General features: G+C 62.7%; 15 protein-coding genes. 3 read left to right on the top strand and 12 right to left on the bottom strand.

Annotated elements, in window-relative coordinates; translation table 11 throughout:
• Positions 1-17: 17 nt before the first annotated feature.
• The 3 genes from NKJ28_RS18545 to miaA all read right to left on the bottom strand — a co-directional run bounded on the left by NKJ28_RS18545 (position 18) and on the right by miaA (position 2,404).
• Complete coding sequence (locus NKJ28_RS18545) at positions 18-404, bottom strand: ester cyclase (RefSeq protein ID WP_352471649.1); 387 nt, start codon at positions 402-404, stop codon at positions 18-20.
• A 132-nt stretch (positions 405-536) separates the two neighbouring features.
• The gene (locus tag NKJ28_RS18540) at positions 537-1,331 is read right to left on the bottom strand and encodes a GGDEF domain-containing protein (protein ID WP_023676688.1); all 795 of its coding nucleotides are present in this window, start codon (positions 1,329-1,331) and stop codon (positions 537-539) included.
• Between the two features lie 104 nt (positions 1,332-1,435).
• Entirely contained in the window at positions 1,436-2,404 is a 969-nt protein-coding gene (miaA, locus tag NKJ28_RS18535) for a tRNA (adenosine(37)-N6)-dimethylallyltransferase MiaA (RefSeq protein WP_352636690.1), read from the bottom strand.
• On the opposite strand from miaA, the gene serB reads away from it, so the two are divergent.
• Together serB and NKJ28_RS18525 are read left to right on the top strand one after the other, a co-directional pair.
• Positions 2,394-3,281 (top strand): phosphoserine phosphatase SerB, encoded by an 888-nt coding sequence (gene serB, locus NKJ28_RS18530; RefSeq protein ID WP_352450067.1) that lies wholly within the window; start codon positions 2,394-2,396, stop codon positions 3,279-3,281. The genes miaA and serB overlap by 11 nt on opposite strands.
• Positions 3,278-3,850 (top strand): GNAT family N-acetyltransferase, encoded by a 573-nt coding sequence (locus tag NKJ28_RS18525; protein WP_352636654.1) that lies wholly within the window; start codon positions 3,278-3,280, stop codon positions 3,848-3,850. Before serB ends, NKJ28_RS18525 begins: the two co-directional genes overlap by 4 nt.
• A 47-nt stretch (positions 3,851-3,897) precedes the next feature.
• On the opposite strand, the gene NKJ28_RS18520 is transcribed toward NKJ28_RS18525, so the two are convergent.
• The 5 genes from NKJ28_RS18520 to NKJ28_RS18500 form a co-directional block, all read right to left on the bottom strand.
• Positions 3,898-5,415 carry a DegQ family serine endoprotease gene (locus NKJ28_RS18520; protein ID WP_023676691.1) on the bottom strand — a complete coding sequence of 506 codons (1,518 nt, stop codon included), beginning with the start codon at positions 5,413-5,415 and terminating at the stop codon, positions 3,898-3,900.
• Positions 5,416-5,561: 146 nt separating this feature from the next.
• Positions 5,562-6,524: a protease modulator HflC gene (hflC, locus tag NKJ28_RS18515; RefSeq protein WP_023676692.1), complete on the bottom strand. Its 963-nt coding sequence runs from the start codon at positions 6,522-6,524 to the stop codon at positions 5,562-5,564.
• Complete coding sequence (gene hflK, locus NKJ28_RS18510) at positions 6,524-7,618, bottom strand: FtsH protease activity modulator HflK (RefSeq protein ID WP_352456516.1); 1,095 nt, start codon at positions 7,616-7,618, stop codon at positions 6,524-6,526. The genes hflC and hflK overlap by 1 nt, the downstream gene beginning before the upstream one ends.
• 162 nt (positions 7,619-7,780) lie before the next feature.
• Complete coding sequence (locus tag NKJ28_RS18505) at positions 7,781-8,299, bottom strand: dihydrofolate reductase (protein WP_023676694.1); 519 nt, start codon at positions 8,297-8,299, stop codon at positions 7,781-7,783.
• On the bottom strand, positions 8,299-9,309 hold the full coding sequence (locus NKJ28_RS18500) for a DUF4424 domain-containing protein (protein WP_352636652.1): 1,011 nt from the start codon (positions 9,307-9,309) through the stop codon (positions 8,299-8,301). The genes NKJ28_RS18505 and NKJ28_RS18500 overlap by 1 nt, the downstream gene beginning before the upstream one ends.
• Before the next feature lie 140 nt (positions 9,310-9,449).
• On the opposite strand from NKJ28_RS18500, the gene cobF reads away from it, so the two are divergent.
• Positions 9,450-10,223 carry a precorrin-6A synthase (deacetylating) gene (gene cobF / locus NKJ28_RS18495; RefSeq protein ID WP_352636651.1) on the top strand — a complete coding sequence of 258 codons (774 nt, stop codon included), beginning with the start codon at positions 9,450-9,452 and terminating at the stop codon, positions 10,221-10,223.
• Positions 10,224-10,256: 33 nt separating this feature from the next.
• On the opposite strand, the gene NKJ28_RS18490 is transcribed toward cobF, so the two are convergent.
• The 4 genes from NKJ28_RS18490 to modA all read right to left on the bottom strand — a co-directional run bounded on the left by NKJ28_RS18490 (position 10,257) and on the right by modA (position 13,300).
• Positions 10,257-10,598, bottom strand: a complete 342-nt coding sequence (locus NKJ28_RS18490; protein ID WP_023676697.1) for a winged helix-turn-helix domain-containing protein — start codon at positions 10,596-10,598, stop codon at positions 10,257-10,259.
• A gap of 81 nt (positions 10,599-10,679) precedes the next feature.
• Positions 10,680-11,792, bottom strand: a complete 1,113-nt coding sequence (gene modC / locus NKJ28_RS18485) for a molybdenum ABC transporter ATP-binding protein (protein ID WP_352636649.1) — start codon at positions 11,790-11,792, stop codon at positions 10,680-10,682.
• Positions 11,789-12,493 (bottom strand): molybdate ABC transporter permease subunit, encoded by a 705-nt coding sequence (gene modB / locus NKJ28_RS18480; RefSeq protein ID WP_023676699.1) that lies wholly within the window; start codon positions 12,491-12,493, stop codon positions 11,789-11,791. The genes modC and modB overlap by 4 nt, the downstream gene beginning before the upstream one ends.
• A 15-nt stretch (positions 12,494-12,508) precedes the next feature.
• Positions 12,509-13,300, bottom strand: coding sequence for a molybdate ABC transporter substrate-binding protein (gene modA, locus NKJ28_RS18475; RefSeq protein WP_352589558.1), 792 nt, complete (start codon positions 13,298-13,300; stop codon positions 12,509-12,511).
• Positions 13,301-13,486: the final 186 nt, after the last annotated feature.

The raw sequence follows: 13,486 nt of genomic DNA, 5'->3' as shown, positions 1-13,486 counted from the left end.
GGCAGCGCTCGCAGATATCAAAGCTGAGTTTCGATGGCTGTCTTGTCTATAACTGACCACACCTGGCGAATTTTCCCTCTCTGAAACTCATAGAATACGTTCTCGGCAAACGAAATTCTCTTCCCGCTTACATCGAGCCCAAGGAACGTTCCCCTTGGCGCGCAGTCGAAGCTTAGCCGGCTCGCTATATAAGGCGGATCGGCAACCAATAGCTGAATGTCGAAGTAAAGGTCCGGAATTTCGTCGAAGTCTCTCACCAACATTTCGAGATAGCCGGACAATCCGAGCTTGCGACCGTTGTGGGTCACTTCATCATGAACAAACCGCCCCAGATTTGGCCAATCCTGCTTGTTCAGGCATGCAATATAGCCTCGGTAAAGACCGGAGAGATCGGATTTAGTCACGGCAACACCTCTATTTCCGGCAAGCCCCGCAAAGGCAGCATCTCAGCTTGACTGGGTGACGTCGGTCTGCGTGCACCGGAAACGCAGAAAACGATACCAGACGGCCGGCATCAGGAATTCAATGACGGAATTTCAGGCACACACGCGGTTGCGCCCTTGCCTCTTCGCCTCATAGAGCTGGCGATCGGCGCGGCGATAGAACTCCTCGGCGGTTTCCTTGCGATCCCAGACGGCAAGCCCGACGCTGGTGGTGATTTTCAGTCGGACATTGCCCGTCAGCACCGACATGTTGGCGATCGCCTTGCGGATGCGCTCCGCGAATTTGGATAGCAGCTCGGCGTCCATATTGGGCGTGACCACCGCGAACTCCTCGCCGCCCAGGCGCGCCACCACGTCGTGATAGCGTGTCATGTCCTTGAGACAGTTGGCGACCGCCCGCAACACCTCGTCGCCGACGTCGTGGCCGTGGCTGTCGTTGACCTGCTTGAAATGGTCGAGGTCGAGGATCATCAGCCCTACTGGTTTCTCGATGCGACGGAACTCTTCGAGATATTCCTTCAGCGCATCGTCGAAATAACGCCGGTTCTGCATGCCGGTGAGGCTGTCGGTGAGCGCCGCATGCTCTAGCGTCTCCGAACGCGCGCTGAGCGAAACGGTCATGGCGCGCAGCTTGCCTTCTTCCGTCGCCTGCTTTCGGATCAGCGGGTAGATGAAGAAAATGCCGAAGAACAGCGCAGTCGCCAGCAGCACGCCCGTCGCAAACAGCAGCTTGTTGAGATAGACGATTTCATCGAGTTCCGAAGGCGTATTGCTAATGTCGGCGGCCAGGGTTTGCAGGAGCCCATAGGCGTAAAGCGTCACCAGGCCGGCGGCCAGGATCACAAAAATAAAGACGAAAAAGGCTGATTCCGCCTTGTGGAAACGCATCTGCTCCCCGTTGGAAAGTTCGTAACGATCTTATGGCATGCGGGAACTTACGGACAGTTAACCTGGACAACTTCAACGCGAAATGTCCCCTCGGTGTCGACTTTTCAGGTTGCGCTCGAAGGAGGGAGTGAGAGTATCGAGTCGATCCCCTCACCAGGACGCAATCGCTGCCATTCCGGGCCCAATTGGTGCCTGAACCAGGTCGCCTGCCGTTTGGCATATTGCCGCGTCGCGATTTTCGCGCGCTCGATGGCCTCGGGAAAACTGAAGGCGCCGGCCAGCGCGGCCTGAAGCTCGCGAACACCGATTGCTTTCATCGCCGGCAGGTCGGGATCGAGGCCGAGCGCTGAAAGCTGTTTCACCTCGTCCAGTGCCCCCTTGTCCAGCATGCGGTCGAAGCGAGCATCGATCCGCTCCACCAGCGCCGCTCGCTCCGGCTCGATGACGAAAAAGCGCGCGCTGCTCCTGTCGATCAACGGCCGGCCACGCGCGGCCTGCCAGTCCAGGATGGAACGCCCCGACGCGTCGAGCACCTCCAGCGCCCGCACGATGCGCTGGCCATCCGTCGGCTTCAGCATCATGCCGGCCGCAGAATCCTCGCGCAACAGGATGCGGTGCAATCTCACTGCGCCCTGTTCCTGGAGCTCGTAGCGCCAGCGATCGCGGATCGACTTCGGAATGTCGGGCATCTCCGAGATACCTTCCGTGAGCGCCCGGAAATAAAGCCCGGTACCGCCGACGAAAATCACTGGCCGCTCCGAAAGCGTGCCGTCGTCGATTAGCTTCGTGACATCACGCAACCAGGCGCCGGTGGAATAGGCGGTGGACGGATCGACGTGTCCATAAAGAAAGTGGGGGACGCGGGCGAGTTCGGCAGGACCAGGCCGCGCCGTCAGCACGTCGAGCACCGAATAGCCTTGCATGGAATCGGTGTTGACGATGACACCGCCATTGCGCTCGGCGAGGTCGAGTGCGAGCGCCGACTTGCCGCTGGCGGTCGGCCCGGCTATCAGGATCGCGTTCTTCACGCGGCCTTCGCCCGCCTGTCCGCTGGAATTTTCGATGCCGCTGATCGCCACGCTTTTATCCCATCCCGCCGGCCGCGCATTGACGCCGACGCTAGCGAATATGGCCTCGCGGTCGGTCGGCGCAAGCGCTGTTCGCTGGCTGGCCGAAGGCATCGCCTGCGAGCTCGACTTGCCGGAGACCGCCGACGCTTCCGAAATAACGGCGCGCCTGCAGGCCGCGCTTGCTTCCGAACCGATCGACGTGGCCGTCCAGCCGGCTGAGAACAGGCGCAAGAAGATCCTGATCGCCGACATGGATTCGACGATGATCGACCAGGAATGCATCGACGAGCTTGCCGACGAGATCGGCGTCAAGGATCGGGTCGCCGCCATCACGGCGCTATCCATGAACGGCGAGATCGCATTCGAGCCGGCCTTGCGCGAGCGTGTGGCGCTGCTCAAGGGTCTCGATGCCGCAATCATCGACCGCATCATCGACAATCGCCTGACGCTAGCCTCCGGCGGCCGCACGCTCGTCCAGACAATGGCGGCCAATGGCGCCTGGACGGCGCTGATCTCCGGTGGTTTCGACATCTTCACCACCCGCATCGCAGCATTGCTCGGCTTTCACGAAAATCGCGCCAACCGCCTGATCGAGCAGGATCGCCGCTTCACCGGCTTGGTCGCCGAACCGATCCTCGGCCGCGCCGCCAAGGCCGAAGCCCTTATCGAGATTTCCGCCCGCCTCGGCCTGACGCCTGCCGATGCCATTGCCGTCGGCGACGGCGCCAACGATCTCGACATGATCCGTCTTGCCGGCATCGGCGTCGCCTTGCATGCCAAGCCGGCCGTGGCAGCCGAGGCAAAGATCCGCATCGACCACGGCGACCTCACCGCCTTGCTTTATCTGCAGGGTTATCGCCGGGAGGAATTTGTCGAATGACGCCGATCCGCACCGAGCGCCTGATCCTGCGCAACTGGGGAGATCGTGACCGCGAGCTCTTCCATCGCATCAATTCCGACGAGCGCGTCATGGAATTCTTTCCGTTTCGGCGTGACCGTGCCCAGTCGGACGCCAAGATGGAGGAGTTGCGCGCGGCTATCGATCGCGACGGCTTCGGCTTCGCGGCCGCTGAGATCGCAGCCACAGGTGAATGCATCGGCTTCGTCGGCATAACCCGAACCGATCATTTGCCATTCCTGCCGCGCGGCACGATCGAGATCGGCTGGCGGCTGGCACCCGAATTCTGGGGCCGCGGCTATGTCACCGAAGCAGCCGAAGCCAGGCTCACCCATGGCTTTGAAAGACTTGGCCTCGACGAAATCGTGTCCTTCGCAGTCAAGGATAACAGCCGGTCCACTGCCGTCATGGAGCGCCTGGGCATGATCGCCGACCCGGCCTCCGACTTCGACCATCCCGGTGTTCCGGACAGCCACACCGCACTCAGGCGACATGTTTTCTACAGGCTGCCGCGCACAGACTGGCAGGCAAGAAAAAGGGCGGCCCGCTAGCCGCCCTTTTTCGTTTCAAGATCAGAGTGTTGCAGGCTCTTCCGGACTCAATCCATCCGGATTGTCACAAACCGCAGCTCGCCGGTCTTCGACGCCAGCATCAAAAGCGCGTTCTTGCGCCCCTGCTCCTTCAGCGCGCCGATCCGGTCCATGACGTCCTTGGGCGTTGCGACCGATTCCTGCGCGATCTCGGTGATCACCTCGCCCGGCTGGATACCGCGTTCGGCTGCCGCCGAATCCTTGGCGACGTCCGTCACGACGACGCCGGAGACATCGGTGGCGATGCCGAATTTCGTGCGCGTCTCCTCATTGAGCTCGCCGATCGTCATGCCGAGCACGGCAGCCGTCGAAACCGCAGGCGCCTTGTCGGCATCGTCCTGGTCGGTGTTGCCGTTTTCACCGCCGCTGGCAAGCTTTTCGCCGTCCTCGAGCCGGCCGAGCGTCACCTTGACGGTCTGCTCGACCCCTTTGCGCACGATGATCACGTCGACCGCCTTGCCGACCGGGCTCTCCGCCACGACGCGCGGCAGGTCGCGCATTTCATGGATGTCCTTGCCGTCGAATTTGATGATGACGTCGCCGGCCTGGATTGTGCCGTTGTCGACCGGCCCGCCCTTGATGACGCCGGCGACCAGCGCGCCCTTGGCGGTCGCCATGCCCAGGCTTTCGGCAATGTCGTCGGTCACCGGCTGGATGCGCACGCCGAGCCAGCCGCGCCGCGTCTCGCCGAACTGGCGAAGCTGGTCGACGACGCCCGAGGCAAGCTGCGACGGGATCGAGAAGCCGATGCCGATCGAGCCGCCCGATGGCGAGATGATTGCCGTGTTGATGCCGATGACCTCGCCGCTGCTGTTGAACAGCGGTCCGCCGGAATTGCCGCGGTTGATCGCGGCATCGGTCTGGATGAAGTCGTCATACGGGCCGGAATTGATGTCGCGATTGCGTGCCGAGACGATGCCGACCGTCACCGTGCCGCCGAGACCGAACGGATTGCCGATCGCCATCACCCAGTCGCCGACACGCATCGTGTTGGAATCGCCGAACTTCACCGCTGTCAGCTTGTGCCCTTTCGGATCGACCTTCAGCACCGCGACGTCGGTCTTGGTGTCGGTGCCGACCAGCGTCGCCTTGAGCGTCACCCCATCGGAGAAATTCACCTCGATGTCGTCGGCATCGGCAATGACGTGGTTGTTGGTCACCACGATGCCCTGCTCGGCGTCGACCACGAAGCCGGAGCCCAGCGACTGCACCTTTTGCCCGCCGCCGCCCTTGTCGCCGCCACGGTTCTTGAAGAAATCGTCGAAGAAGTCCTGGAAGGGCGAGCCTTCCGGCAGCTGCGGCATCGGCACTGCGCCCGGCCCCTCAGTGCCTTTAACAGTCTGCGACGTCGAGATGTTGACCACGGCGCCAAGCAGGCCGGCGGCGAGATCGGCAACCGAGGGCGGCCCGTCGGCTGCCATCGTCGGCGCCACGAACGACGGAACGGCAACGGCGCCGACCAGAAGCGCAGCGGCCCCGGCGATGAACGTCCGCCTCGCTGCACGCAGAAGGGTGGTGGATGTCATCGAAAGGCCTCCGGGTGTTCTGAAAAAAAACCGCTTCGGCAAAAATGCCGGTCCGCGTCATGTTGGCAAGAAATAAGGCACGTTTGCGGCTATGGCTACCGCCAGAGAATAAATCCTCTGTTACGCCGGCTATCCCTGCACCGGCCCTACTGGCCGGTGCTTGGCTGCGCTGCCGGTGGGGCGGGAGCGGCAGGTGCTGGCGCTGGTGCCGCCGGTGCCACAGGCGTTTCCTTGCTGTCCGGGTCGCGGAAGAAGCGGAAGAACTCGGAATTCGGCGACAGCACCATCGTCGTTCCGGCGCTGTTCAGCGCCGTGCCATAGGCATTCATCGACCGATAGAAATCGAAGAAGGCCGGATCGCGCTGATAGGCCCCGGCAAACGTGGCACTGCGCTGGGCTTCACCTTCACCGCGCAGGATTTCAGACTCTTTTTGCGCTTCGGCGACGATTTCGACCACTTCGCGGTCGGCGCGAGCCCTGATCCGCTGCGCTGCCTCATTGCCTCGCGCCCTCAGCCGCTCGGCTTCGGCGAGACGTTCGGCCTTCATGCGATCGAAGGTCTGCTGCGAGACTTCGGCCGTGAGATCGGTGCGGCGGATGCGGACATCCTCGATCTGCAGGCCAAGCGAGGTGGCATCGGGCCTCAGCTGATCGCGCACCTCGCGCATCATCACCGCGCGCTCTTCCGAGAGCGCCGCCTCGAAGTCTCGCAGGCCATAGACGCGGCGCAAGGCGGCGTCGAGACGCGTCCTCAGCCGGGCCTCGGCCAGTTCGATCTGGCCGGACACCGCGGCGCGGAACACGCGCGGATCCGAGATACGATAGGCGATAAAGGCATCGACCTCATAGAATTTGCCGCCCGAAACCTGGACACGGATGTTGTCGAGGTCGAAGCGCAGGACCCTGTTTTCGATCAGCTGCACGGTGTCGGCATCGAAGAAGGAGAATGGCGCCTTGAAATAGATGCCCGGCTGGTTCTTGACGTCGACGATTTCGCCGAACCTGAGCACCAGCGCCTGCTGGCGCGCATTGACGACGAAGACCGACGAGTAGAGCAGGAACAGGATGACCGCGGCGATGACCGCAATGACGGGAAGACGGTTGGCCATCACTGGTTTCCTCCGGTGGCCGGTGTCGGCGCCTTCTGCTGCAATGCCGGCAGCGGCAGGTAGGGAACGACCCCTTGCCCGTTGCCTTGCTCGACGATGACCTTGCTCGAATCCTTCAGCACCCTCTCCATCGTTTCCAGGTAGAGTCGCTTGCGCGTCACCTCCGGCGCCTTGGCATATTCGTCATAAACCGAGATGAAGCGCTGCGCCTCGCCTTCGGCCTCCTGCACGACCCGGTTTTTGTAGGCGGCCGCGTCTTCGCGGATCTGTGCGGCCGCACCGCGTGCCTGGCCGAGCTTCTGATTGGAATACTGATTGGCCTGCTCGACGAACTTGTCCTCGTCCTGCTCGGCGCGCTGCACCTCGTCGAACGCGTCTGCCACCTCGCGCGGTGGCGCGGCGTCCTCGATCGAAATGGCGTTGACGTTGAGGCCGGCCTTGTAACCATCCAGCGTCGTCTGGATGATCTCACGCACCGACGCCGCGATGCCTTGCCGGTCGTCGCGGAAAATGTCCTGCGCCGGGCGCCGGCCGACCGCTTCGCGCATCGCGCTTTCGGCGACCTGCTGCAGCATGCCGTCCGGGTCGGACACGTCGAATAGATAGGCCTTAGGGTCGGAGACCTGATAGGCCACAGAGAACTGCACATTGACGATGTTCTGGTCGCCGGAAAGCATCAGGCCATTGCCGCTGGAACTGCCGCCGCCGATACTGACAAGCTGCTCGGCGATGTTGGCGGTCTCGACCGTTTCGATGGGCCACCAATGGAAATGCAGGCCAGGCTGCGACAGCTCCGCCTTCGGCTTGCCGAACCTGAGTTCCACCGCAACTTCGTCGGGCTGCACGGTGTAGACCGCCTTGAACGCCCATAGCACCACCAGCGCCGCGGCAATCAGCCCGAACACGGCAGGGCTCGCGCCACCGCCGCCCGGCAGCGCGCGCCGCAACCTGTCCTGCCCGCGCCGGATGATATCCTCGAGATCGGGAGGCGAGCCCTGCGGGCCGCTGGGTCCTTTTGGTCCCTGACCCCAAGGCCCCTGATTGTTGCCGCCGCCCCACGGGCCGCCGCCGCCGCTCTTGTCGTTCCAGGGCATGAATGTCCTTTCGCTTGGAATTCCCTCAAGCGCCGGCTCACCGGCGCAAAATCCAATATTATTATTCTATAGGGATGCAGCGGCACGCTTTCAACGCGATCGGCTGCCGCCACTGTCCGCCTTTTGGGTCCATCTAGACCTGTCGCGACCCCTTTGTCGCCTTCAATGCACGTCGCGGCGCCGCTCGTAAACCGAATAGCGTGTCGCATGGCTGTCCTTTTCGCCAGCCTCCACCTCCTGCGAGCGGACGATCCGCCACAGCGCCGGATCGATCGGCGGGAAATGGGCATCGCCGTCGACCGCGGCCAGAACATGGGTCACGTGCAGCCGATCGGCCAACGGCAGCGCCTGAGCGTAGATCTCGCCGCCGCCGATGACGCAGATCTCGTCGGCGCCGGCCATGCAGCGCCCGCGCACCGTCGCCAGCGCGATTGCGTCCTCGATCGAGTGCGCGACTTCGACGCCCTCGGCGCGCCATGCCCTGTCTCGTGTCACCACGATGTTGAGCCTGCCCGGCAATGGGCGGCCGATGCCTTCATAGGTCTTGCGGCCCATGATGATGGGCTTGCCCATCGTATCGGCTTTGAACCGCTTGAGATCGGTGGACAGCCGCCACGGCAACCCACCCTCGCGCCCGATCACGCCGTTCTCGGCGATGGCGACATAAATCGCGAGGTCCATCAGCCGCCGTTTCCGCCATCGGATGGCTCCAGCAGCAATATGTCGATGTCGTGCTCGGGGTAGAAGTTCTGCGCCTTCATCTCGAACGTCGTCGGTCCGATCTTCCTGACGTTTTCGCCGCAAAACGAGACCAGGTTCTTCGGATCGCCCTTGTCGACGGTCAGCTTGAACGTGCCGATGTTTCCCGACGCCCAGTTGCCGCCGGTGGTCAGGATATAGGCGATGCGGTTCTCGAAATATTTAGGGTAGCCGTCGGGATCGTCCTTGGCTGCCTTGCGCACGGCGTTTTCGAAGGCATCGTCCATGCAGTAGCGGGTCTTGTAGGCGGCATACTGGCCCTGGAACTGGCCATCATAGAAGAAGCTGACCGAGGAGGTGCCGCCGACGCTCGGCTTGTAGCGATGCGAGACATGGACCGCCTTGTTGGCCGGAAACGTCGAGCGCCACCAATAGGTCGAGCGCAATTGCCAGAACGGCGTATAGACGGTCTTCATGCCCGAACCGTCATCGGCAGTGTCCTCGATGATGATGCCGCGGTTGACCCAGTCGTCGGCGACCGCTTGCGGAAGCTTTGCCAGCGCTGCCTTGGCCGCATCGCCGAACGGATAGAACGGCACGCCCTGCGCCTTCAGGTCAGCGCCGATGTCGATGCCGAGCGCGAACACCTTCTGCTCGAGCTGCGGCTTTGCCGGCACCCCGTCGATCGTCACTTCGAAGCCGAGGAAATTGTCGCTCTGCGCCTCCGGAATCGCCGGTATTTCTTCGGGGTCGCCTTCGATGTCGGGCATCGGAAAGGCGACGATCGCATCGACATTCTTGTCGGTGTTGTTGCGGAAGACGTAATCGACCGTCACTTTTTCCGGCGAGATGTAGAGATCCTCGCTTTCCATCGCCACCGCATCGCTGCGCGAAAGGATCAGCCCACCGGTGCCGAGTTCGGCGACCGAATCATTGGCGAGCGCAGGCGTAGCCGAGAGCGCCAAGGCTGCGGTCAGGACGTAACGGAACATGGAAGCTCCCCCGGCGAGATGCCAATATGACTCTAGCTGTTCAATGTGGCGTTTCAAAGCCTTTCGGCAAATGCGCCGGCGCCTGCCGGCATGTCGTGTCGGTCTAGACACGCCGGTCCCGATCGGGCAGGAGTTCGCCCATGCGCAAGCTTCTCGTCATCGGCATCGGCGCCGGCAATCCGGAGCACATGACGGTCCAGGCCATTAACGGTCTCAATCGGGCCGACGTGCTGTTCATTCCCGACAAGGGCGCCAAGAAGAACGATCTCTCCGAATTGCGCCGCCAGATCTGCGACCGCTTCGTCATTAATCCGAACTCGCGCCGTGTCGAATTCGAGGTGCCGGTGCGCGCCGAGCCGGCGCCTTCCTACCGCTCGACCGTCGACGACTGGCACGAGGCGATCGCCGCGATCTACGAAGGCCTGATCCGCGATGAACTCCCTGAAGATGGCTGCGGCGCCTTCCTGATCTGGGGCGATCCGTCGCTCTACGACAGTGCGCTGCGCATCCTCGACCGCGTGCGCCTCAGAGGCAGTGTAGCGTTCGAGCTGGAGGTCATCCCTGGCATCACCGCCATCCAGGCACTCGCAGCCAGCCACAAAATGGCATTGAACCGGATCGGCGACGCCATTTTGATCACCACCGGCCGCCGGCTCGCCGAGGAAGGTCTGCCCGAAAACGCCGGCAGCACCATCGTCATGCTGGACGGCAAATGCGCCTTCAACACGCTGGACGACAACGACGTCACCGTCCACTGGGGCGCCTATCTCGGGACGCCCGACGAGATCGTCATCTCGGGCCGGATTGGCGACGTCGGCGACAAGATCGTGAGCACCCGTGAGCAGGCCCGCCGGAAAAAAGGCTGGATCATGGACACCTATCTGCTGCGCAAGCCGGGCGAGCCTAAGAAGTAACAGGGATCACACGCGGCATGAATTCCGCCGGCGTCACGCTGCGTCGATCTCGGCCTGCAGCGCCTCCATATGCGCCGCCGCTGCTGAAGACGCAGCCCGCTCGATCGCGCGGAAGCGGCTGACCACAGCAAGCCCGACCGACGTCAACTGGGCGCCACCGCCTTTTTTGCCGCCCGTCTGTGCCGCAACCAGCGGCTTGCCGAACACGCGGTTCATGTCTTCGACCAGATCCCAGGCGTGCTTGTAGGACATCTCCATGCCGCGTGCCGCGGCCGAAATCGAGCCGAAGGCGGCGATCTGTTCCAGAAGCTCGATCTTGCCCGGTCCGATGCGGCCATCTGGATCGAGATTTATCCGCAAACTCAGCGACGGCATTTGCTCCTCCGCGGTGACGCTATTCTACAAGTTCTGCAGCGATACCGCTATTCCAAAACGATATAGCGAATCATCGGCCGTTCACTCATCCGCCTCGGCGGGCAGGCCGGCGCCGGTATTCGCCCGGTCGAAGCTCACCGTCTTGACCACGCCGAAGACCTGTCGACCAAGCCGAAGCCCCAGTGTCTGCCGCGACTGTTCGGTGATGCGGGCAAGCACGGTTGCGCCATTGCAGTCGAGGCCAATCTCGACCGTAGGCCCTTCGCCCGGCTCTATTGCCACGATCGTGCCCGGCAATATGTTGAGCGCGCTGAGGCCAACCGGCTGCTCGGTGGCGATCATCACGTCGCGGGCACGGATGCGGACGCGCACCGGCGCACCGACTGGCGTTGCCAGAAGCGGCACCCGGATCTCGCCCGCCAATGAGCCTAGCACCGTCATGCCAAAGGCTTCGTCGTGGCGCAGAACCGCGGTATCCAGCACGGCACCGCCCTCGCCGCGCTCTTCGGCCGGCAATAGATCCAGACGCTGCATGATCGCTCCGGTCGGACCGGAAGCGGCGACCTTTCCTTGCATCAGCACCACGACGTCGCTCGCCAGCCGCGCCACTTCGGCGATCGAGTGGCTGACATAGACGATCGGGATTTTCGTCTCGTCGCGCAGCCGCTCGATATAAGGCAAGATCTCGGCCTTGCGCCCCTCGTCGAGCGAAGCCAGCGGCTCGTCCATCAGCAGCAATTTCGGACTGGCAAGCAGCGCCCTGCCGATTGCCACACGCTGCTTCTCGCCACCGGAGAGTTTTGCCGGCCGCCGGTCGAGCAAATGGCCGATCCCGAGCAGTTCGACCACGCCATTGATATCCGCGTAACGCTCGGCAGCCGGCGTGAACCAGCGGCCATAGCGCAGATTGCTCGCCACGCTCATATGCGGAAACAGCCGCGCATCCTGGAACACCATACCGATCCGCCGTTTGTGCTTCGGCACGAACAGACCGGCATCGCTATCGACCAGCACGCGGCCCTCTGCCGCGATACGACCTTTGTCGGGGCGGATCAGCCCGGCAATCAAATTGATCAGCGTCGTCTTTCCGGAGCCGGAAGGCCCGAACAGCGCAGTCAGCCGCCCGGCGCTTTCGAAGCGGGCATTGACGGTGAAATCGCCAAGCCGGTGGCTGATGTCGACCTGAACCGTCATTCGATGTCCATCCGCCGGCCGACGCGCCGCGCCAGCACTTCCGAGGCAACAAGTGCCGCCATCGAGATGACGATCGAGATCAGCGTCAGCCTGAGCGCGCCGGCGTCGCCGCCGGGAACCTGCGTGAAAGTGTAGATCGCCGACGGTAGCGTCTGCGTCTCGTTCGGAATGTTGGAGACAAAGGTGATCGTCGCGCCGAATTCGCCCATCGCCTTGGCGAAGGAGAGGATCGCACCGGCAATCAGGCCGGGCAGGATAAGCGGCAGCGTGATCGTGCCGAATACCCATAGCGGATTGGCGCCGAGCGTGCCGGCGGCCGCCTCGATTTTGCGGTCGACGGCCTCGATAGACAGCCGGATGGCCCGCACCATCAGCGGAAAGCCCATCACGCCGCAGGCGAGCGCGGCCCCAGTCCAGCGGAAGGAAAAAACGATGCCGAAATGTTCGGCCAGGAAAGCGCCGGCCGGACCACGTTTGCCGAAAGTCAAAAGCAGCAAATAGCCGGTCACCACCGGCGGCAGGATCAGCGGCAGATGCACCAGACCATTGAGCAGCGTCTTGCCCCAGAACTGGCCGCGGGCAAGCACAAGAGCGATCAGAATGCCCGGCGGCAGGCTGGCAATCATCGCCACGGTCGCCACCTTGATCGACAGCCGGACCGCATTCCATTCGTCGGGAGCGAGATCCAGCAGCCAGTTCATGTGCGGTGCCGTACGTCAGTTGCTCGGCGCGAGGATTGTAAAACCTTGCGCCTTGAAGAGTTCGCCAGCCTTGGCGGATTGCAGGCATTTCAGGAATGCCGGGGTATCCCTGCTCTTCGAATCGGCAAGCTGGGCGACCGGATAGATGATCGGCGGATGGGTACCCGCGGGGAAAGTGCCGACCACCTTGACGCCAGGCTCCGCATGCGCATCCGTGGCGTAGACGATGCCGAGTGCTGCCTCGCCGGTCGATACCAGTTTTAGAGCGGCGCGGACATTCTCGGCCTGCGCCACCTTGCCTTCGACCGAAGACCAGGCACCGAGCGATTCGAGGGCTGCCTTGCCGTATTTGCCTGCCGGCACAGCTTTGACATCGCCCATGGCAAGTTTGCCGTCACCGACGAGCTTGGCAAGATCGAAACCCTTTTCGATCCTGGTTTCAACCTTGGAATCCCGCGGCGCAACCAGCACGATCTGGTTACCGAGCAATTTCACTTCGGTGCCGGGCTTGGTCAGCTTCCTGTCGGCAAGATATTTCATCCAGTCGAGATCGGCCGAGATGAACAGGTCTGCCGGCGCGCCGCTTTCAATCTGCCTGGCCAGCGCCGAGCTCGCCGCGTAGGAAATGGTCGCCGCCTCGCCGACATCGGCCTCGCAGGCCTTGTTGACGGCATCGAGCCCATCCTTCAGGCTCGCCGCGGCAAACACGACCACCTTGTCATCGGCATGGGCCGCCGGCACCGCGGCCATCAGCATGGCGGCGAGACCCGCGATGGCAATCGTCGTCGAACCTTTGCGCGCCAGCATGAAACTCTCCTCGTCTCAGAACGCCCGAAGCCGTCCATCGATATATCCATGTGAACATAACAAGGAAAGGCTCTTTACCGCCGACGGCATTCTGAGCTGAGGTTTTCCCGGCCTGCGATAATCTTCGTTGGATACAGCGGTACCGAGGCCGAAGGAAATATTCACATGAAAATCAGCGACCAGGGA

Origin of the sequence: Mesorhizobium sp. M0145 (assembly GCF_040322355.1) — a bacterium.
In the GTDB taxonomy this organism is placed as follows: Bacteria; Pseudomonadota; Alphaproteobacteria; order Rhizobiales; family Rhizobiaceae; genus Mesorhizobium.
The sequence above is the reverse complement of the archived record's forward strand: the minus strand, read 5'-3'. Positions and strand labels throughout refer to the sequence as shown.

Bases quoted from the DNA above. Each gene is read 5' to 3' on its own strand.
- NKJ28_RS18540 (WP_023676688.1), bottom strand. From the start codon at position 1,331: ATGCGTTTCCACAAGGCGGAATCAGCCTTTTTCGTCTTTATTTTTGTG.
- serB (WP_352450067.1), top strand. From the start codon at position 2,394: ATGCCGCTGATCGCCACGCTTTTATCCCATCCCGCCGGCCGCGCATTG.
- NKJ28_RS18525 (WP_352636654.1), top strand. From the start codon at position 3,278: ATGACGCCGATCCGCACCGAGCGCCTGATCCTGCGCAACTGGGGAGAT.
- NKJ28_RS18520 (WP_023676691.1), bottom strand. From the start codon at position 5,415: ATGACATCCACCACCCTTCTGCGTGCAGCGAGGCGGACGTTCATCGCC.
- hflC (WP_023676692.1), bottom strand. From the start codon at position 6,524: ATGGCCAACCGTCTTCCCGTCATTGCGGTCATCGCCGCGGTCATCCTG.
- hflK (WP_352456516.1), bottom strand. From the start codon at position 7,618: ATGCCCTGGAACGACAAGAGCGGCGGCGGCGGCCCGTGGGGCGGCGGC.
- NKJ28_RS18505 (WP_023676694.1), bottom strand. From the start codon at position 8,299: ATGGACCTCGCGATTTATGTCGCCATCGCCGAGAACGGCGTGATCGGG.
- NKJ28_RS18500 (WP_352636652.1), bottom strand. From the start codon at position 9,309: ATGTTCCGTTACGTCCTGACCGCAGCCTTGGCGCTCTCGGCTACGCCT.
- cobF (WP_352636651.1), top strand. From the start codon at position 9,450: ATGCGCAAGCTTCTCGTCATCGGCATCGGCGCCGGCAATCCGGAGCAC.
- NKJ28_RS18490 (WP_023676697.1), bottom strand. From the start codon at position 10,598: ATGCCGTCGCTGAGTTTGCGGATAAATCTCGATCCAGATGGCCGCATC.
- modC (WP_352636649.1), bottom strand. From the start codon at position 11,792: ATGACGGTTCAGGTCGACATCAGCCACCGGCTTGGCGATTTCACCGTC.
- modB (WP_023676699.1), bottom strand. From the start codon at position 12,493: ATGAACTGGCTGCTGGATCTCGCTCCCGACGAATGGAATGCGGTCCGG.
- modA (WP_352589558.1), bottom strand. From the start codon at position 13,300: ATGCTGGCGCGCAAAGGTTCGACGACGATTGCCATCGCGGGTCTCGCC.